Source organism: Aquimarina muelleri DSM 19832, assembly GCF_000430665.1.
Classification (GTDB): domain Bacteria; phylum Bacteroidota; class Bacteroidia; order Flavobacteriales; family Flavobacteriaceae; genus Aquimarina; species Aquimarina muelleri.
Window position 1 is genome coordinate 84,416 of sequence record NZ_AUML01000017.1, and the last position, 18,721, is coordinate 103,136.

Consider the following 18,721-nt stretch of genomic DNA (forward strand, 5'->3'; position numbering starts at 1 on the left):
TGTTTAAAGAAAGGGATGAAGGGAGGGGCTTATGAACCTACAAACCAAAATACCATTACATACTAAAGAACCAAAGGTAGATTATAATTCAGAAATCGTACTTTTAGGTTCTTGTTTTGCAGAAAATATAGGGGATAAGTTTGAATATTTTAAATTTAGAAATAAGAGTAATCCATTTGGAGTTTTATTTCACCCTAAGGCGATCGAAACTTTTTTATGGATGGCTACTCAAGGAGAACAGTATGCGGAAACCGATCTTTTTCAGGTAAACGAACAATGGCATTGTTTTGATGCACACTCTTCTTTAAGTAACCAAAGTTTGGAGATAACACTTTCGGGTTTAAATAATGCATTAATTGTTGCAAGACAGAGAATTAATACTGCTACACATGTTTTTATAACTTTAGGGACTTCATGGGTATATCGTTTAAAATCACTAGATATGATTGTAGCGAATTGTCATAAGATACCACAAAAAGAATTTCAGAAAGAATTGTTATCTGTAGAAGATGTTACCCAATGTCTTCAAAACAGTATCCATTTAATTAGAAGTCTTAATCCATCGGTAGAAATTATTTTTACAGTTTCTCCTGTTAGACATAGCAAAGATGGTTTTGTAGAAAACAACAGGAGTAAATCTCATTTAATAGCATCCATACATCAGATTGTTAACGAGTATAAAAAATTAAGTTATTTTCCATCTTATGAAATTATGATGGATGAACTTAGAGATTATAGATTTTATGATATGGATATGATTCACCCTAGCAAGCTTGCTATAGAGTATATTTGGGAGCATTTTGTTAAAATATGGATTTCTGAAGAAACTATAAAAACAATGGGTAGGGTCGAAGAAGTTAATAAAGGTTTAAGGCATAGGCCTTTTAATACCAAAAGTTTAGAGTATGCTTCTTTCTTAGAGAAATTAAAAATCAAAAAAAATCAATTAAACATAGAATATCCTCATATGGTTTGGGAGTATTAATGTTGAATGAAAGAAAAATAAATAGGCTACCTTACAAAAGTAGCCTATTTTTATAATTTAAATTATGGTTTAATTACTAGGGATGAATAGCGGAGACAGAGTAACTGTTGCGTTATTTCTAGCCCCTCTATGGTTTGTGTAAGTTGTGTTTTTTTGAATAGTATAAAAGGAATCTACATAATCATCGCTGTTTGTGTACCATTGGTCAGGCATTGCTTGTAATATTGCACCTGCTACCTGTCCAAGTACATTTACCCAAGGTTGACCAGAAACGGTGCCGATTATTTGAAAAACACCATTAACAATAACATTTACTAATTCTTTATAGTTATGATTGTCATCTTTTTCAAATAATTGAATATTTGCAGCTTGATATTTGTAATCTTCCCAGAAAAGCATGATTTGATTTGGGTAATATGTAGTTCCATCATGATCTAAATAATACATAGGTATAATCTTGATTTCAGCGTCATTGCCTGCATTTTTTATACCAGAAGTAATTGCGTATATCTCAGCAGCACCACTAATCCAAGGCTCTTCATCATCTTTTAATTTGATGCGATCTAATTTTGTGGTCTCAAGTCCTGCGTTAGATTTAGAAGACGGATTCAAGTCCATTTTAGCAGTTTCAAAACGATTGTTTTGTAATCCTGAAACCTGCAGTTGTTTATTCATATAATCCACTTCTGCCTTTAAGGTTTCATATCCCTTTGTTTCTATAACTAAAACAGGTGCATCTGGAGTGTTTTTGACATCTAAATATACTAATTGCCCATCTAGAGTATATGCTTCAATTTCAGTCCACGATTTCTCATCTCCTTCTGGAGCAAAAGATACTAATAGGTTTTTGTAATCTACATTTTTATTAGATGGTTTTTGTAACCAAAGTTCTGGTATCTCTATGTTGTCTGGTAAGTCGCTAAACTTGAGTTGGTTATTGGCGTTATCAGCAACCTTCTTAAGAGATTGATAAGATTTTTGACTAGACATAAAAGAGTTTTCTTTTAATAATTCAGATAATTTAATGCCAGGAGAATGATCTGTAGATAATTTGCTAATGATATTAGTAGCGAATTCTGGATCAGCAAGTAGATTAACTAGATCAAGGGCAATTTCTTTTTTATTAATAGTGTTTTTGTTGGTAACAATGCTAGTTTCATTAGGCATTGTTTCTTCGGTTTCACAATTAGACAGTAATAATGAAATAAGAACCAAGTTTAGTAGTAAGAATATTTTTTTCATAATTGGTATTCGTTTATTTTAGAATTTGTGTTCTAAATGTAAAAAAATAAAGTTTTATATGTTTGATAAACAGTGCTTTGATTACTCAAAAGAAATATGGTTAAACCATAAAAAAAATATTTATTATTTTTTGGTTTATTTATATTTATTATGCATGCATAATAACAACTTTTTTTAGTGTAAAAAATTGATTTACAACAAGTTGAATTATGTGCAGAAAGGAGTTGTTAAGATTTTTTTTTAAAAGCAGATATTTATAGAGAAAAACTAAAAATCCTAAGAAGGCTTATTTCCTTGTGAAGTTGCGTAAGGAAATAAACCTTTTGAAATCAAAAAGATTTAAACTTGTTCTATTATATTAATACCACTTTCGATCAAGTGTTTAACTTTATTTCTTTTGGATTTAATGTTTTTTAAATGGTTCAAAACTTGCGAAGCAAAGGTTGAATTTCTGTTATAAGCTAATTCATAAATTTCTAAAGGAAGTAACCAGTCATTTGAGTACTCTTTTTCTAGTATTTCAAACGTAGCTTCTAATGAAAACGTTGTATTTTTTCCTTCTCTGATGTTTTTAACAGATTGGTATAGAGAATGCAGTTCTATTTCTTTTTCAGAATATTTTCGTTTAGTGGTCATCGAAGAAGGGTTATGAGTCACCAAATCAAATGAGTTGTCATCTGCTGGTCCCGAAAAAGCAGAAACAATTTCTTTTCCAACAGCTAAGTCAAAAGTCCCCCATTCTGGTTTAAAAAGATATTCTTCTTTATATTTAATAGTGCACTCACTAAATTGAATTAATATTAATTCTCCTTTAATATTTCTCATGCCAGTAATATTATTTCCTGCTATGGTAATACCGCTTTCAAATTCAAACTCTATATACTCTCCATCATAGAAATTATATGCTTTAAGATCTCTTGGAGACATGTTTTCTATAGCAAGGTTAATTCCTTTTAATTTACCAAGGGGAGATCTAAATCCGCTTGGATGTGTATCAACTCCATGACCAATAAGTTCTTTTTCTCTAAAGGATAGCGCGGTAGCTCCTTTAGTTTCAAAATAAATAACTTCATTGTCTTCATTTTTTATCATTCGCGTAAAAATCCCAGATATTTGCAGGCCAGTGCTTAGCTCAATAGTTCCTAGGTTTTGGGATTCAATTAATTTAGCAAGACCTCTATGACCTCCTTTTCTTAAGGCCATGGTATCTGCAAACTCTTCTAATACCTGACATAAATAAGCAAAATCAGGAGTTACAAAAAGTTGCGGTTGTGGTTTGGTAATATCAAAATCCTGAAAAGCAGCATTTGGAGAGTAAGGAAGTTTTTTAACGTTATCCGTCATACACCATTCACTTTCCCCAATAGAGGATAAAAGTCCAGCGCCATATATTTTTGGTTCTTCTACGGTGCCTATTAGCCCATATTCTACTGTCCACCAATGTAAATTACGTATCAAAGCCATTTCTGAAGGGTTCTCCTTTTGATTTTGTAATTCTTCTATTTGCTTTTCAGCCTCTTCAATGTCTTTTGGATCGGTATTATATGCTTCTTTTAATATAGATAAGCTACGTACAGCTTCATACATATCATAATCTCTTTTTGAAGAAATAGCCTTACATCCTATTTTTCCAAAACGACGTAAATATTCGGCATAGTCTGGATTAGCAATAATAGGAGCATGTCCTGCGGCTTCATGTATGATATCTGGAGCAGGAGTATATTCTATATTTTCGAGTTGTCTTATATCTGAAGCAATGACAAGAATATTATATGCTTGAAATTCCATAAAAGCATTAGGAGGGATAAAACCATCTACAGCTACAGCGGCCCATCCTATTTCTTTCAATATCCTGTTCATTCCATACATACTAGGAATTTCATCTACAGAAATACCTGTTTTGTTAAGGCCATTTAAATAGGAGTGATGCGCAACTTTACTTAATGAAGCAATATTTTTTCGCATAACATACCTCCAGACAGCTTGATTTACAGAAGAGTATTCTTCGTAGTTTTGTGGTTTTATAAACTGTTTAAGATGAGGAGGAAGCTTATCTATTAGAGGGTTAGATGTTATGTTTACAGACATGTTTTTTTAAAAAAATTAAGGTCAGGGCAATTTAAATGGGAAATTAACAGTTTTATTTTGATATTGAAGTATCTTTAAATGGTTAAATTTGTTTTATTAATTAAAAAATAAAGTATTTTGAGATTTAAGCTGATAATATTGGGGTTGTTATTTGTATTAGGAGTAAATGCTCAAATTACTAATGAAGGGTTGCCAATTAGCTGGAGTATGCAAAGCAAAAAAAGTATAACTCCTATGCTAATGAAAAACTTTGATTTAAAAAAAATCAAAGTGGAAGATGCAAAGAATGATTTGAATACTTCTATGCCTTGGAGGTTTGGATACGAACTTAAAGTAAATTTTGGCTTAAAAAACTCTGGAGTCTGGGATGAATTTGCAAATGGAGATAGAATATGGCGTATAAATATTATATCTCAGGGAGCCAAAACCTTAAACTTTATTTTTGATAGTTATAAAATCCCTAGAGGAGCAACTTTATATATTTATAATAATGATAGAACAGATTTATTAGGAGCATATACTAATATTTTTAACAGACCAGATGAGATGCTGGGTACTTGGTTGATTGAAGGAGATAATGTTTGGATTGAGTATTTTGAGCCAGCCTCTGTTACAGGTAAAGGTAAATTAAATATAGCAAAGGTAATACATGGGTATCGATCTGTAACAAATTCCGAAATTCAAGCAAAAAATTTAGGAAGTTCTGGTAGCTGTAATCAAGATGTTGATTGCATAGTAGGAGGGGCATTTGACTCTTTAAAAGACAGATTAAAACATTCAGTAGCATTTATAATAATGCAAGGTTTTGTTTGTACAGGAACTTTAGTTAATAATACCAGAAATGACAAAGCACCTTATTTTTTAACAGCAAACCATTGTACTGGTGGAAGCGAATCTACTTGGGCATTTCGTTTTAATTGGATTAGCCCAGATCCTTCTTGTGCTACAACAGAACCCAGTGTAGATGCGGTTATTAATCAAACAACAAGTGGAGCTACTCAATTAGCATCTAATCCTGAGTCCGATTTCAAACTATTAAGCCTGGATGGAGGTTTTGACCCTTCTTGGGATTTAGAATGGGCAGGTTGGGATAGAACGGGTAATATACCTAAGTATGCTGTAGGTATCCACCACCCAAGTGGAGATATCATGAAAATATGTAGAGAAGACAATGAGCTTAGTAAAGTAAAAACTTCTATTGGAGGAATCGATCTTCCTGTAGAGTCTTGGAAAATAAATGATTGGGATTTAGGAGTTACAGAAGGAGGTTCCTCTGGTTCTGCTCTTTTTGACCCAAAAGGAAGAATTGTAGGGCAGCTTTCTGGTGGAGGAGCTTCTTGTTCGGGGGCTAATGATAATAATCTTCCTGATTATTATGGTAGATTTGATGTATCCTGGGATTTTGGAACAACAGATGATACTAGGCTTTCTAATTGGTTAGACCCTATTAACTCGAATAAGCAAACATTAGACATGCTTAATTTACCTTCTGTTACTGACGGAGAGGAAGTGTCTGTATTTTTTAATACATCCAAAGCAGTTGTAACGGTTTCTAATAACATGACGAGTACTGTTCTGGATTATATGGTTTATGATATATCTGGACAGTTAATAGATTCTGGGAAGTTATATGGGGATAGACAGGATATTGATATGCAAGATAAATCTTCAGGAATGTATTTTATTTATATTAAAAATATACTTAATGGAGCTTCTTTTACGAAGAAAATAATTGTAAATCAAAGGTTTTAATTCTTCAAAGTTTTCTGAATACAAAATATGTTTTCAAGAAGTACACCTCATGAATTTACTTCAAGATAGCCAGTTTATGTAATACTCTAGTGAGGAATAATTTAATCTTTAGAGGATAATATTCCTTTAAATAATATAGCATTGTTTGTATCTTTCAAAAATAAAGAATCTTGTTTAAGGACTATTATTTTGCTTTGAATAAGGTTTTTAAAAAAAGATTTTTCGATTACAGTATTTCTTTCACAATACATTTTAGTAGAAATAGGATGTTCAAAAGATATATGATCTTTGTTATTAGTGTATTTAGAGGAATACGTATTGCAGCCAGAGAAACCAGAAACGGTATTATTTTCATCATTAAAAATTATGTAAAGTTTTTCTTTGGATACGTTTATTTTGTTTAGAGTAGTTATAAAAAACTTTTCATGTTTTATAGACTGAATCTCACTTTTTGTAGTTTTTTTAGCGTTGGAGTTGCAAGAGTTAGGTTTAGAAAATAGTACGGGAAATAGAAAAAAAATTAGATATTTCATAAGTTTTAGAGTGTTTTAAAGAGGTGAATTAATGATAATCTAGGTTTTTAGAAGTAAAAATAGCTATTATATAAGATTAAAATTTATTTTTGATTACAAATCAAAGAATTTGTAAATGAAAATCGAAACTAGAAAGCAAGAGATTGTAAGTGCTGCATCTATTCTTTTTAAAGAAAAAGGGTATAGTGCAGTAACTATGAGAGACTTGGCAAAAGCTATGGGTATTAAAGCTGCAAGCTTGTATAATCATATCCAGTCCAAACAAGAAATATTATCTACAATAATAATAGAACTTGCGGAAGAATTTACCACAGGAATGGATAAAATAGCAACCTCTAGGGATAGTGCAATTCAAAAATTAGAAAACATTATAGATTTACATATAGATGTTACTTTGCGAAATGCAGATGGGCTTGCTTCGCTTAATAATGATTGGATGCACTTAGAAGAAGATAATCTTCAGTATTTTGAAAAAATGCGCGAAGAGTATGAAGATAGTTTTAGGGAGATTGTAAGGAAAGGGGTTGATGAAGGGGAAATAAAGTCTTTTAATATCGAAATAATAGTGTTCTCTACCTTGTCAACACTAAGAACATTATATCTGTGGTATCCAAAACAGAAAAATATCGATGCAAATATTTTAAAGCATGATATGATTTCTGTACTTCTTAAGGGAGTGGTGTAATAAGACTCTAATTTTTATGTTTTTAAAATTAACAAATTATTATTTGCTTATCAAACTAACAATCGTTAGTTTTGTTTAACTATAACGATATAGTTAAATACGGTATGACTGACTTTTATCCCATTCGCGTTTCTGAATTAGTTAAAGAAACTAAGGATTGTGTATCTATAACCTTTGATATGCCAACAAACCTTAGAGATACGTTTTTGTATAAACAAGGACAATATCTTACTCTTAAAAAAGATATTGAAGGTAAGGAGGTAAGGCGTTCTTATTCCCTTTGTTCAAGTCCTGTAGAAGATAAATGGCAAGTTGCTATTAAGAGAATTGATCAGGGAGTGTTCTCAAACTATGCAAACAACCAGTTAAAATCAGGAGATCTTGTAGAAATAATGCCGCCTAACGGAAATTTTTTCGTAGAAGTAGACTCTTCAAAAGCTAAAAACTATATAGTTTTTGCGGCAGGAAGCGGTATAACTCCTATATTATCCATATTAAAAACACATTTGGTAAAAGAGCCAAACAGTACTTTTCAGCTCTTTTATTTGAATCGAAACGCTAAATCAATTATCTTTAAAGAAGAGATTGAAGCACTTAGGAATAAGTATTTTGGAAGAGTAGAGATATTTTATTTTTTAACAAAAGAACAAAGAGATATCCCTTTGTTAAATGGTCGATTTACTGTAGAAAAAATTCAAGAACTTACAAGAAATATAATTAATATTCCTAATGTAGATGAGTGCTTTGTATGTGGTCCAGAAGAAATGATCTTCTTAATACGGGATGAATTGGTGAATGCAGGGTTGTCCAAAGATAAAATTCATTATGAGCTTTTCTTCTCAGGAGCTTCAGAAGAAGATAAGAAAAAAGCAGCAAAAGTAGTAGATCATAAATTTGAAGGAACCAAAGTTACTATTATAGATGGAGGAAAAGAATTTCATTTTATAATGGATGATGATAACGATAATATCTTAGATGGAGCTCTTGCCTCTGGAGCAGATCTTCCTTTTGCATGTAAAGGAGGGGTGTGTAGTACTTGTAAATGCAGAGTAGTTGAAGGTGCGGTAGAAATGAAAATAAACTACGCATTAGAAGAGGATGAAGTAGCAAAAGGCTTAGTGTTATCTTGTCAGGCAGTACCTACTACAGAAAAAGTAGTAGTAGATTTCGATGTATAAAACACAACGTTATGAGCAAAAAAGAAATAAAAAATCAAGCAGATGGGCAAAGTATAAGTTTGGAAGAAATTTTTGACCAAAAGATTGCTCAGGATGAAAAGATTGAACCCAAAGATTGGATGCCAGAGAAATATCGAAAAACACATATTCGACAGATTTCTCAGCATGCACATTCTGAAATAGTAGGGATGTTGCCCGAAGGAAACTGGATTACTCGTGCACCCTCGTTACGACGTAAAGTAGCTTTGTTAGCAAAAGTGCAGGATGAAGCAGGTCATGGATTATATCTATATAGTGCTTGTGAAACTCTGGGAGTATCCAGAGATGAGTTGTATGAACAATTACACACAGGTAAAGCAAAGTACTCCAGTATTTTTAACTATCCAACAATAACATGGGCAGATATGGGGGCAATAGGTTGGTTGGTAGATGGTGCTGCGATTATTAATCAAGTACCTTTATGTAGTACATCGTATGGGCCATATGCAAGAGCAATGATTCGTGTTTGTAAAGAAGAAAGCTTTCACCAACGTCAAGGATATGAAATAATGATCACTTTGGCAAAAGGTTCACCAGAGCAAAAAGAAATGGCGCAAGACGCATTAAATAGATGGTGGTGGCCATCCTTAATGATGTTAGGCCCAACAGATGCAGAATCTGTGCACACCGCGCAATCCATGAAGTGGAAGTTAAAGAGAAAAACGAATGATGAATTACGACAACAGTTTATCGATCAAACCGTTCCTCAGGCAGAATTAATAGGACTGACTATACCAGATCCAGATTTAAAATGGAACGAAGAAAAAGGATGTTATGATTTTGGAGAAATAGATTGGGACGAATTTTGGCAAGTAGTAAAAGGTCATGGCCCTTGCAATAAAGAAAGATTATCGGCAAGAGTTAATGCTTGGGAAGAAGGAGAATGGGTTCGGGATGCAGCTATGGCGTATGCAGAGAAACAAGAAGATAAAAAGTTAAAGAAAGCAATATAAAAAAATTCCTTACTACCCCCTTCTCTTATTCAGAGATGAGCTGTAAGTAAGGGCTCATGATTATGAAAAATAACTGGCCACTTTGGGAAGTATTCGTAAGAAGTAAAAATGGTTTAGAACATCGTCATTTTGGAAGCCTTCATGCTGCAGATGCAGAAATGGCTTTAGAAAATGCAAGAGATGTATACACTCGTAGAAATGAAGGAGTGAGTATTTGGGTAGTAGAATCTAAAAATATTACCGCATCTAATCCAGAGCATAACGGAGAACTATTCGAACCAGCAAACGATAAAGTGTACCGACATCCTACATTTTATGATTTGCCAGATGAGGTAAAACATATGTAATCTTTCTAATTGTAAGAATTACATTTCTCGTGAATACGAGAAACGTACTATTTTGAAATCAAAGTTCTTTAAATAAGACACCCATTTTTACGGGCAATATTATGAAAAACGAAAATAAAATACAATATATCTACGGTATCGCAGATAATGCCCTGATTTTGGGGCAGCGTTTATCAGAATTATGTGGTCATGGGCCAAATCTGGAAACCGATATAGCATTAACCAATATGGCATTAGACTTATTGGGGCAAACACGAAGCTATTATCAATATGTAGCAGAGCTATCTGGAGAGGGTAAAACCGAAGATGATATTGCTTTTCTAAGAACAGAAAGACAATATAAGAACGTACTTCTTGTAGAACAGCCTAATAAGCACTTTGGATATGTAATTACAAGACAATTTCTTTTTGATATATTTCATTTGTTACTTTTAGAAAAATTACAAAATAGTGAAGATGAAAGATTAGCAGCAATTGCAAAAAAAGGAATTAAGGAAGTGAGTTATCATCAAAGATTTTCTTCAGATTGGATAAAAAGATTGGGGGATGGTACCAAAGAGAGTCACCAAAAAGTTCAAGAAGCAGTAGATGATTTGTGGACGTTTACAGATGAACTATTCCACAGTACAGAAGAAGACCAAATAGCGTTAGACCATAAAATAGGGGTGGATACTATCGAGCTTAAAGAAAAATACTATCAAAAAGTAAAAGAAATATTAGAAGAAGCGACACTTAGTATACCAGAAACAAAATGGTTTCAGAAAGGTGGAAAACAAGGAATCCATAGTGAACATATGGGGTATTTGCTTTCAGACTTACAATACATGCAACGTACCTATCCTAATATGAAATGGTAAAATAATACAATTTTTGTCATTCCAGCGCAGGCTGGAATCTATGTAATTAAGAAATGACAATAAAACTTGAACAACATATAGATCCAACTCTAGTCCCTATTCTGGAAGAAATTAGCGATCCAGAAATACCTGTATTATCTATTATGGATATGGGAGTTGTTCGTTCGGCTATTTTAGAAGATAACATAGCAAAAATTACTATAACTCCTACCTATAGTGGATGTCCAGCGATGGATGTGATAGGAGAGGATATTACTAAGGCCTTTGCAAAGGAAAATATAGAAGCTAAAGTATCTTTGGTTTTATCGCCAGCCTGGACAACCGATTGGATTACATCAAGAGGTAGAAAAGCATTAGAAGCGTATGGTATTGCTGCTCCTTTAGATGAAGAAGCAGATAAAGAAGCATTGCTTGGAGGCAAAAAAATAGTAAAGTGTCCTCAATGTGGTTCTGTAAATACAAAAATGATAAGTCAGTTTGGTTCAACAGCCTGTAAAGCTTTATTTCAATGTAATGATTGTTTAGAGCCTTTCGATTATTTTAAATGTCTTAAATAATAGGCTTTTCAGAAAGGTAAGGTTGGAGGTCAAATAACCCCAAAACAGATAGAATTGAGAATAATAATATTTGAAATTATTGATAATCCAAAATTCAAAAAAGAAAACTAAATATGCCTTCCATCGAATTGCAAATTGAAAATGGCGTTGCCAAAATAACACTCAATAGACCAGAGACTTTTAATAGTTTTAATAGAGAAATGGCATTGTTGCTACAAAAAACGCTAGAGGAGTGTTCTGCTAACCCAGAGGTAAGAGCTATTATACTTACAGGTAGCGGAAAAGCATTTTGTGCAGGCCAAGACCTTAAAGAAGTGACTTCGCCAGAGTTAAACCCGGGGTTCAGAAAAATATTAGAAGAACATTATAATCCGATAATAGAAAGAATAAGAGCTATCGAAAAACCAATTATAGCAGCAGTAAATGGGGTTGCAGCAGGAGCAGGTGCTAATATAGCTTTAGCTTGTGATATTGTAGTCGCATCAGAAGCAGCAAGTTTTATACAAGCATTTAGTAAAATAGGATTGATTCCAGATAGTGCAGGAACCTTCTTTTTACCAAGACTTATCGGTTTTCAAAAAGCATCGGCTTTAATGATGCTAGGAGATAAAGTAAGTGCAAAAGAAGCAGAGCAATTAGGAATGTTATATAAAGTGTTTTCTGTAGAAACTTTTCAAGAAGAAGTAATTGCTTTAGGAAAACAATTAGCACAAATGCCTACCAAAGCATTAGGATTAACCAAAAGATTATTGAATCAATCTCTTACCCATACTTTGGAAGAACAATTGGCAATGGAATCAGAATTACAGATTGAAGCTGCTGAGAGCGAAGATTATGCCGAAGGAGTAAACGCATTTATAGAAAAAAGAAAACCAGCATTTAAAGGAAAGTAAAATATAAAACCGAAAAATGATAAATGTAAAGGTAAGTTTGGTAAGTAGTCTTTTCAAACCTTATAATTTTATATTTAAACTTTAAAATTTATGATTCAAACAGTAGGAATAATAGGATCAGGAACAATGGGTAGTGGTATCGCTCAGGTAGCAGCTACTTCTGGATGTAAAGTAAAAGTGTTTGATACCAAGCAAGAAGCACTGGATAAAAGTAAACAAGCTTTAGAAAAAGTTCTTTCTCGTTTAATCGAAAAAGGAAGAATAGATCAGGGTGAAAAGGCTCGAATTCAGGCTAATATATCATATGTAAACACTCTCAAAGGGCTTAGCGATGCAGACCTTACTATTGAAGCGATTATAGAAAATCTGGATATTAAGAAAAAAGTATTTTCAGAGTTAGAAACATATGTTTCCGAAAATGCCATTATAGCATCCAATACCTCTTCTTTATCCATAGCATCTATAGCATCCTCACTACAAAAACCAGAAAGATGTATAGGGATTCATTTTTTTAACCCAGCTCCGTTAATGAAGTTGGTAGAAGTGATTCCTGCAGTGCAAACATCGACTCAGGTTACCGATAAAGTGATGAGTATCATTAAAGATTGGAAAAAAGTAGTAGCATTAGCAAAAGACACTCCTGGGTTCATTGTAAATCGCGTAGCAAGACCTTTTTATGGAGAATCGTTGCGTATTTACGAAGAAGGATTGGCAGATATAACTACGATAGACAAGAGTTTAAAAACTTTGGGAGGTTTTAGAATGGGACCTTTTGAGTTAATGGATTTTATAGGTAATGATATTAATTATACCGTAACAGAAACCGTTTTTGAAGCATTTTATTACGATCCACGATACAAACCTTCTTTTACACAAAAAAGATTATCTGAGGCAGGATATCTAGGAAGAAAATCTGGGAAAGGATATTATGAGTATAATAAAAATGGAACTATCATTCCTAACGAAGCCGATAGTGAAGTAGCTAATGATGAGGTACAGGCACAGTATATTTTAGATAGAGTATTGGCAATGCTGATTAATGAAGCAGCAGATGCATTGTTCTGGAAAATAGCCTCAGCAGAAGATATAGATAATGCAATGACCAAAGGGGTGAACTATCCAAAAGGATTATTAAGCTGGGCAGATGAAAAAGGAATAGATTGGTGTGTGAATACCTTAGATAATTTGTATGATGAATATCATGAAGATAGATACAGATGTAGTCCGCTATTAAGAAAAATGGCTAGAGAGAAAAGAAGTTTTTTTAGTAAGTGAATATTATTAGAGTAGATGAGTAAAATATAACCACAGACTAGACTCCATAACTAATAGTAATATAATGAAAAGTAAATACCATTTTAAATTCGAAGATTTGATGATTTACAACAAAGCAATAGACTTTGGCGAATCCGTAAATAATCAAATAAAAACTTTTCCAAAAGAAGAGATGTATAGGATTGCTAATCAGTTTATAAGAGCAGCAGATTCATTAGCACTAAACATAGCAGAAGGATCTGCAAGTTCTGAAGAACAGTTTAATCAATATTTACAAAAGGCATGGGATAGTGCTCACGAATGTATAGTTTGTAGTACAAAAGCAAAAATAAGAGGGTTTATAAGTCAAGATCAAGATGAACAAAATAGAGAAGATATTACAGAATTATCTAAAATGATAACCTCTTTCAAAAGACATTTAAAATCAAAAATGGATAAAAAATGAAGGTATAAGTATGAGAGTAAATAATAGAACAACTCAAATACTAATAAACTCAATAACTTACATACTTAAAAAATGACTCACAAACGTATTAACTCCAACCTTATACCAAAACGAATGCTTAGTCAGGATCCGTTTAGTCAATGGTTAGGTGTTGAAATTATCGAAGTTGAAAAAGGAAGATGCAAAGTAGGTATGACTGTTAGAAAAGAAATGTTGAATAGTATGGGTAAAGCCCACGGAGGAATATCCTATAGCCTTGCCGATACAGCATTTGGTTTTTCAGCCAATACACATGGTAAATATGCAGTATCTATAGAAACCTCTATTAACCATATCGAAGCATTAGAAGAAGGAGATTATATTACCGCAGAAGCAGTAACCGATATTGTTAAAACAAGAGTAGGCTTTAATATAGTAGAGGTAAAAAGGGGAGAAGATATTGTAGCACTCTTTAAAGGAGTAGTATACAGAACCAGCAAAGACTGGGAAGAATAGAATCTGAAAATAATAAATGATAAAGTTTTTAAGAGCAGTAAACACTTTAGATTTTCAAATTTAAAATTTAACTTGTCATTCCAGCGTAGGCTGGAATCTATAGTTGGAGCAAAATACAATGTAAAACCAAAAAATGTAAAATGAAAAAGTAAAAAAGAGTGTTATGAGGTATACTTTAATCTTTCAGCTTTTCATTTACTATTTAATAATAACATACAACTGTAAAATAATAGTATAAGTATAAACAGTTTACACTTTTAACTTTATCATTTTACATTTAAAATTTAATATTTTGAAAGAAGCATATATAATAGACGGAATCCGTACCCCAATAGGAAGTTATAAAGGAACATTATCAGCGGTTAGAACCGATGATTTAGGGGCTTTGGTAATAGAAAAATTAGTAGAAAAAAATCCCAACATTCCAAAAGAAGCTTATGACGATGTTATTATGGGGTGTGCAAATCAAGCCGGAGAAGATAACCGTAATGTAGCCAGAATGTCTGCATTACTAGCAGGTTTGCCTTTTACTGTTCCTGGTGAAACTGTTAATCGTTTATGTAGCTCAGGACTATCAGCAATAATTCATGCAAATAGAGCCATCAAAGCAGGAGATGGAGATTTGTTTATTTCTGGAGGAGTAGAAAATATGACTCGTGGGCCATACGTAGTTGCAAAACCATCCTCAGCCTTTGGCAATGATTCTAAAATGTATGACTCTAGTTTTGGATGGCGATTCGTAAACCAAAAAATGCACGATTTATATGGTACCGATGGTATGGGAAATACCGCCGAGAATTTGGTAGAAAAATATAATATATCCAGAGAAGATCAAGATGCCTTTGCATATTGGAGCCAGAGCAAAGCAGTAGCAGCTCAAAAATCAGGAAGATTGGCAAAAGAAATAACAACAGTCGAAATTCCGCAGCGTAAAAAAGATCCTATTTTATTTTCTAACGACGAGTTTATAAAATCCAATACAACCACAGAAATATTAGGGAAATTACGTCCGGCCTTTAAAAAAGATGGAAGTGTAACCGCAGGAAACTCTTCTGGATTAAACGATGGTGCAGCAGCAACAATTATTGCATCAGAAGATGCAGTTAAAAAATATAACTTAACACCCTTAGCCAGAATAGTAAGTTCTGCAGTAGTAGGAGTAGAGCCCAGAATTATGGGTATTGGACCTGTTCAGGCATCTAATAAAGCATTAGAAAAAGCAGGGATTACAATGGCGGATATCGATGTGATCGAGCTTAACGAAGCTTTTGCATCTCAAGCCTTGGCATGTATTAGAGAATGGGGATTGGCAGATAATGATCCAAGAATCAATCCTAACGGAGGATCTATTGCGATAGGACACCCACTAGGGGTAACAGGAGCAAGAATAGCATACTCCGCAGCTTTAGAACTAAAAGAACAAAATAAACGCTACGCTTTAATTACTATGTGTGTAGGTGTAGGGCAAGGGTATGCAGCGGTGATTGAGAATGTTAATGTTAATTAAATAATCGATTATGTCTTATAAAATTTAATTTGTCATTCCGCCCTTCGACTTAGCTCAGGATAAACTAAAGGCCGGAAACTATAATTGAAGTAAAAAAGAACATAAAAGTCTAAAAATGTAAAATAATAAAGTTTATAAGATATTGCGAATTACTTTGAACTTTTTAGATTTTACATTTAAAAATATAATTTCCCTTTGGGAACTAAAGATCTAGAGTATGAAAAAACTAGAAAGTTACATAAACGGAAAATGGGCTTCAGGTTCTGGAGACGGAATAATAATGCATGATGCCGTTACAGGTGCCGTTATCGCAGAGTCTACTACACAAGGATTAGATATTCCAGAGGTATTACAATATGGTAGAACCAAAGGAGGAGGGATTCTTCGTAAAATGACATTTCAAGAACGTGGTAATATGCTTAAAAAACTGGCATTATATCTTACCAAACGAAAAGAAGACTTTTATGAACTAAGTTACCGCACCGGGGCAACCCGAATAGATAGTTGGATCGATATCGAAGGAGGATTTGGAAATCTTTTTGCCAATGCATCCTTACGTAAACTATTTCCAAACCAACCTTATCATGTAGAAGGAGATCCAATAGACCTTTCTAAGGGAGGAAGATTTATGGCGCACCACATTCTAGTACCTAAAAGAGGAGTCGCTGTTCACATTAATGCTTTTAACTTCCCTATATGGGGAATGTTAGAAAAATGTGCAGTTAATTGGATGGCAGGAATGCCGGCAGTAGTATTACCAGCACCACAAACCGCTTATTTAACAGAAGCTGTAGTACGCGTGATTGTAGATTCTGGTATACTTCCAGAAGGAGCATTACAACTACTTAGCGGAATGACTAAAACGATTTTAGACACCGTACAATCTCAGGATGTAGTAACCTTTACAGGATCTGCACACACAGGAAGAATGCTAAAAGCACATCCAAGATTGATAGAAGAATCCGTTCCTTTTACTATGGAAGCAGACTCATTAAACGCTTCGATATTAGGAAAAGACGCAGTACCAGGAACTCCAGAATTTGATCTGTTTATTAAAGAAGTAAGGAATGAAATGACCGTTAAATCTGGTCAAAAATGTACCGCTATCCGTAGGATTATAGTACCTTCTAATTGTATCGAAGACGTGCAAATTGCATTAGGACAACAACTCGATAAAGTTACCATTGGAGATCCAAGATTAAAAGAAGTACGAATGGGATCTTTGGCAAGTAAGCAACAAGTAGAAAGCTTTAGAAATAACGTATCCGAAATAGCAAAAACAGCGCAGATTGTATACGGTAGTTTAGATAAAATTGAAACTATTGGAGCAGATGCGCAAAAAGGAGCATTTGTAAGTCCAATACTACTTAGAGAAGACCAACCATTTAAGAATAATGGAGTTCATGAAATCGAAGCATTTGGACCAGTATCTACTCTAATACCTTATGATACTATCGAAGACGCAATTACTTTATCCCAAATGGGTAAAGGATCTTTAGTATCTTCAATTTTTACCTACGACGATGCCATAGCAAAAGAATATGTAGTAGGAGCAGCAACACATCATGGTCGTATATTGGTTGGTAATCGAGAAAATGCGAAACAAAGTACAGGGCATGGTTCTCCACTACCATTACTTACGCATGGTGGACCAGGACGCGCTGGTGGAGGCGAAGAAATGGGAGGAATACGTGGTATAAAACACTATATGCAACGATGTGCAATACAAGGAACACCAACCACATTAACAGAGATAACAGGTATTTATCAGGCAAATTCGGCATATAAAGTAGCAGAAAAACATCCGTTTGCGTACCATTGGGAAGATATCCAACCAGGAATGTCCCTTAAAACACATAACCGTACTATAACCGATACCGATATTATTGGTTTTGCAAACCTTACTTGGGATCACTTTTATGCACATACCGATATAACATCGCTAGAAGGAAGCATTTTTGAAAAACGTACTGCCCACGGATATTTTATTCTGGCAGCAGCAGCAGGATTATTTGTATATCCAAACAAAGGTCCCGTAGCAGCAAATTATGGATTAGAAGAATGCAGGTTTTTAAGACCAATCTATCATAACGATACCGTATATGTACGATTAACCTGTAAGCAAAAAGTAGATCGAGACGTTGCAAGTGCAGAACACCCTAGCGGAATCGTAAAATGGTTTGTAGAAGTCTTTGATACCGAAGATGAATTAGTTGCTATTGCTACTATCTTAACGATGGTACAAAAAAAGCAAACTACCTTAGTAGAAATGACCGAAGCAAAAATTGAAGAATGTTTACATAAACTTACAGCAGATACAAAACCTAAATGGGGAATCATGACGGCGCAGCATATGATTGAACATTTAGAGTATACTTATAAGATAGCTTCAGGAGAAATACAGGATTTTGAAATCGCAACCCCAGAAAAGATTCTCGATAAAGTACATAACAGTTTGTATACCTACGAACCTTTTCCTAAAAATACAGAGTTTCCATTACTTAAAAAAGGAGTGGTAGAAGATCTGAATCATGCTGATCTGGCAACCGCAATTATAAAGTTGAAAGAAGCAAGAGAAGTATATAAAACCTATTTTAAAGAAAATCCGGAAGCAAAATTAAAAAACATTGTTTTTGGAGAACTCAATAAATATGAATGGTATTTATTAGAAAGAAAACATTTAAACCATCATTTTGATCAATTTGATATTCTTTAAAGAATAGGATTGTTGTACTGAGCTTGTGAAAGAAGGGCTTATGTTGAATATACTTCGATAAGTTCAGTGTGATACTAGATTGTCATTCCAGCGTAGGCTGGAATCCAAAATTAAGATAAAATGAAAAACCGTAAACCGTAAACCGTAAAATGATAAATGATAAAGTTGAAATAT

The 18,721-nt window shown here is 33.6% G+C and carries 17 protein-coding genes; 14 read left to right on the plus strand and 3 right to left on the minus strand.

The features are described 5' to 3' along the window. Positions 1-31: 31 nt before the first annotated feature. Entirely contained in the window at positions 32-985 is a 954-nt protein-coding gene (locus tag H527_RS0108525) for a GSCFA domain-containing protein (protein ID WP_027412317.1), read from the plus strand. Between the two features lie 69 nt (positions 986-1,054). Here H527_RS0108525 and H527_RS0108530 read toward each other — a convergent pair whose 3' ends face one another. Both H527_RS0108530 and H527_RS0108535 read right to left on the minus strand, forming a co-directional pair. Next, on the minus strand, positions 1,055-2,227 hold the full coding sequence (locus tag H527_RS0108530; protein WP_155837838.1) for a DUF3103 family protein: 1,173 nt from the start codon (positions 2,225-2,227) through the stop codon (positions 1,055-1,057). Between the two features lie 339 nt (positions 2,228-2,566). Continuing rightward, entirely contained in the window at positions 2,567-4,315 is a 1,749-nt protein-coding gene (locus H527_RS0108535) for an aromatic amino acid hydroxylase (RefSeq protein ID WP_027412319.1), read from the minus strand. A 117-nt stretch (positions 4,316-4,432) separates the two neighbouring features. Here H527_RS0108535 and H527_RS21720 point away from each other — a divergent pair, with 117 nt between their 5' ends. Next, entirely contained in the window at positions 4,433-6,067 is a 1,635-nt protein-coding gene (locus tag H527_RS21720) for a trypsin-like peptidase domain-containing protein (protein ID WP_189457505.1), read from the plus strand. A 101-nt stretch (positions 6,068-6,168) separates the two neighbouring features. On the opposite strand, the gene H527_RS0108545 is transcribed toward H527_RS21720, so the two are convergent. After that, entirely contained in the window at positions 6,169-6,600 is a 432-nt protein-coding gene (locus H527_RS0108545) for an META domain-containing protein (protein WP_027412320.1), read from the minus strand. A gap of 115 nt (positions 6,601-6,715) precedes the next feature. Here H527_RS0108545 and H527_RS0108550 point away from each other — a divergent pair, with 115 nt between their 5' ends. From H527_RS0108550 to paaZ, 12 genes are all read left to right on the plus strand, one after another. Next, positions 6,716-7,285 (plus strand): TetR/AcrR family transcriptional regulator, encoded by a 570-nt coding sequence (locus H527_RS0108550; protein WP_027412321.1) that lies wholly within the window; start codon positions 6,716-6,718, stop codon positions 7,283-7,285. Positions 7,286-7,389: 104 nt separating this feature from the next. Then, on the plus strand, positions 7,390-8,463 hold the full coding sequence (locus tag H527_RS0108555; RefSeq protein WP_027412322.1) for a 2Fe-2S iron-sulfur cluster-binding protein: 1,074 nt from the start codon (positions 7,390-7,392) through the stop codon (positions 8,461-8,463). An 11-nt stretch (positions 8,464-8,474) separates the two neighbouring features. Continuing rightward, positions 8,475-9,455, plus strand: a complete 981-nt coding sequence (gene paaA, locus H527_RS0108560) for a 1,2-phenylacetyl-CoA epoxidase subunit PaaA (RefSeq protein WP_027412323.1) — start codon at positions 8,475-8,477, stop codon at positions 9,453-9,455. A 62-nt stretch (positions 9,456-9,517) separates the two neighbouring features. After that, complete coding sequence (gene paaB, locus H527_RS0108565; protein ID WP_027412324.1) at positions 9,518-9,802, plus strand: 1,2-phenylacetyl-CoA epoxidase subunit PaaB; 285 nt, start codon at positions 9,518-9,520, stop codon at positions 9,800-9,802. Positions 9,803-9,903: 101 nt separating this feature from the next. After that, a complete protein-coding gene (paaC, locus tag H527_RS0108570; RefSeq protein WP_027412325.1) occupies positions 9,904-10,659 on the plus strand; it encodes a 1,2-phenylacetyl-CoA epoxidase subunit PaaC in 756 nt (251 codons plus the stop codon). 53 nt (positions 10,660-10,712) lie between these two features. Next, on the plus strand, positions 10,713-11,216 hold the full coding sequence (paaD, locus tag H527_RS0108575; protein WP_027412326.1) for a 1,2-phenylacetyl-CoA epoxidase subunit PaaD: 504 nt from the start codon (positions 10,713-10,715) through the stop codon (positions 11,214-11,216). Between the two features lie 113 nt (positions 11,217-11,329). Beyond that, the gene (locus H527_RS0108580) at positions 11,330-12,109 is read left to right on the plus strand and encodes an enoyl-CoA hydratase-related protein (protein WP_027412327.1); all 780 of its coding nucleotides are present in this window, start codon (positions 11,330-11,332) and stop codon (positions 12,107-12,109) included. A gap of 90 nt (positions 12,110-12,199) precedes the next feature. Continuing rightward, positions 12,200-13,384 carry a 3-hydroxyacyl-CoA dehydrogenase NAD-binding domain-containing protein gene (locus H527_RS0108585; protein ID WP_027412328.1) on the plus strand — a complete coding sequence of 395 codons (1,185 nt, stop codon included), beginning with the start codon at positions 12,200-12,202 and terminating at the stop codon, positions 13,382-13,384. A 64-nt stretch (positions 13,385-13,448) separates the two neighbouring features. Beyond that, positions 13,449-13,829 (plus strand): four helix bundle protein, encoded by a 381-nt coding sequence (locus tag H527_RS0108590; RefSeq protein ID WP_035087700.1) that lies wholly within the window; start codon positions 13,449-13,451, stop codon positions 13,827-13,829. Positions 13,830-13,901: 72 nt separating this feature from the next. Next, positions 13,902-14,324 carry a PaaI family thioesterase gene (locus tag H527_RS0108595; protein WP_027412330.1) on the plus strand — a complete coding sequence of 141 codons (423 nt, stop codon included), beginning with the start codon at positions 13,902-13,904 and terminating at the stop codon, positions 14,322-14,324. Positions 14,325-14,616: 292 nt separating this feature from the next. Beyond that, positions 14,617-15,831 carry a 3-oxoadipyl-CoA thiolase gene (gene pcaF, locus H527_RS0108600; protein ID WP_027412331.1) on the plus strand — a complete coding sequence of 405 codons (1,215 nt, stop codon included), beginning with the start codon at positions 14,617-14,619 and terminating at the stop codon, positions 15,829-15,831. A 217-nt stretch (positions 15,832-16,048) separates the two neighbouring features. Further along, positions 16,049-18,547: a phenylacetic acid degradation bifunctional protein PaaZ gene (gene paaZ, locus H527_RS0108605; protein WP_027412332.1), complete on the plus strand. Its 2,499-nt coding sequence runs from the start codon at positions 16,049-16,051 to the stop codon at positions 18,545-18,547. The last annotated feature ends 174 nt before the right edge of the window (positions 18,548-18,721 follow it).

Coding starts and splice junctions, on each gene's coding strand:
- H527_RS0108525 (WP_027412317.1), top strand. CDS start 32: ATGAACCTACAAACCAAAATACCATTACATACTAAAGAACCAAAGGTA.
- H527_RS0108530 (WP_155837838.1), bottom strand. CDS start 2,227: ATGAAAAAAATATTCTTACTACTAAACTTGGTTCTTATTTCATTATTA.
- H527_RS0108535 (WP_027412319.1), bottom strand. CDS start 4,315: ATGTCTGTAAACATAACATCTAACCCTCTAATAGATAAGCTTCCTCCT.
- H527_RS0108545 (WP_027412320.1), bottom strand. CDS start 6,600: ATGAAATATCTAATTTTTTTTCTATTTCCCGTACTATTTTCTAAACCT.
- H527_RS0108550 (WP_027412321.1), top strand. CDS start 6,716: ATGAAAATCGAAACTAGAAAGCAAGAGATTGTAAGTGCTGCATCTATT.
- H527_RS0108555 (WP_027412322.1), top strand. CDS start 7,390: ATGACTGACTTTTATCCCATTCGCGTTTCTGAATTAGTTAAAGAAACT.
- paaA (WP_027412323.1), top strand. CDS start 8,475: ATGAGCAAAAAAGAAATAAAAAATCAAGCAGATGGGCAAAGTATAAGT.
- paaB (WP_027412324.1), top strand. CDS start 9,518: ATGAAAAATAACTGGCCACTTTGGGAAGTATTCGTAAGAAGTAAAAAT.
- paaC (WP_027412325.1), top strand. CDS start 9,904: ATGAAAAACGAAAATAAAATACAATATATCTACGGTATCGCAGATAAT.
- paaD (WP_027412326.1), top strand. CDS start 10,713: ATGACAATAAAACTTGAACAACATATAGATCCAACTCTAGTCCCTATT.
- H527_RS0108580 (WP_027412327.1), top strand. CDS start 11,330: ATGCCTTCCATCGAATTGCAAATTGAAAATGGCGTTGCCAAAATAACA.
- H527_RS0108585 (WP_027412328.1), top strand. CDS start 12,200: ATGATTCAAACAGTAGGAATAATAGGATCAGGAACAATGGGTAGTGGT.
- H527_RS0108590 (WP_035087700.1), top strand. CDS start 13,449: ATGAAAAGTAAATACCATTTTAAATTCGAAGATTTGATGATTTACAAC.
- H527_RS0108595 (WP_027412330.1), top strand. CDS start 13,902: ATGACTCACAAACGTATTAACTCCAACCTTATACCAAAACGAATGCTT.
- paaZ (WP_027412332.1), top strand. CDS start 16,049: ATGAAAAAACTAGAAAGTTACATAAACGGAAAATGGGCTTCAGGTTCT.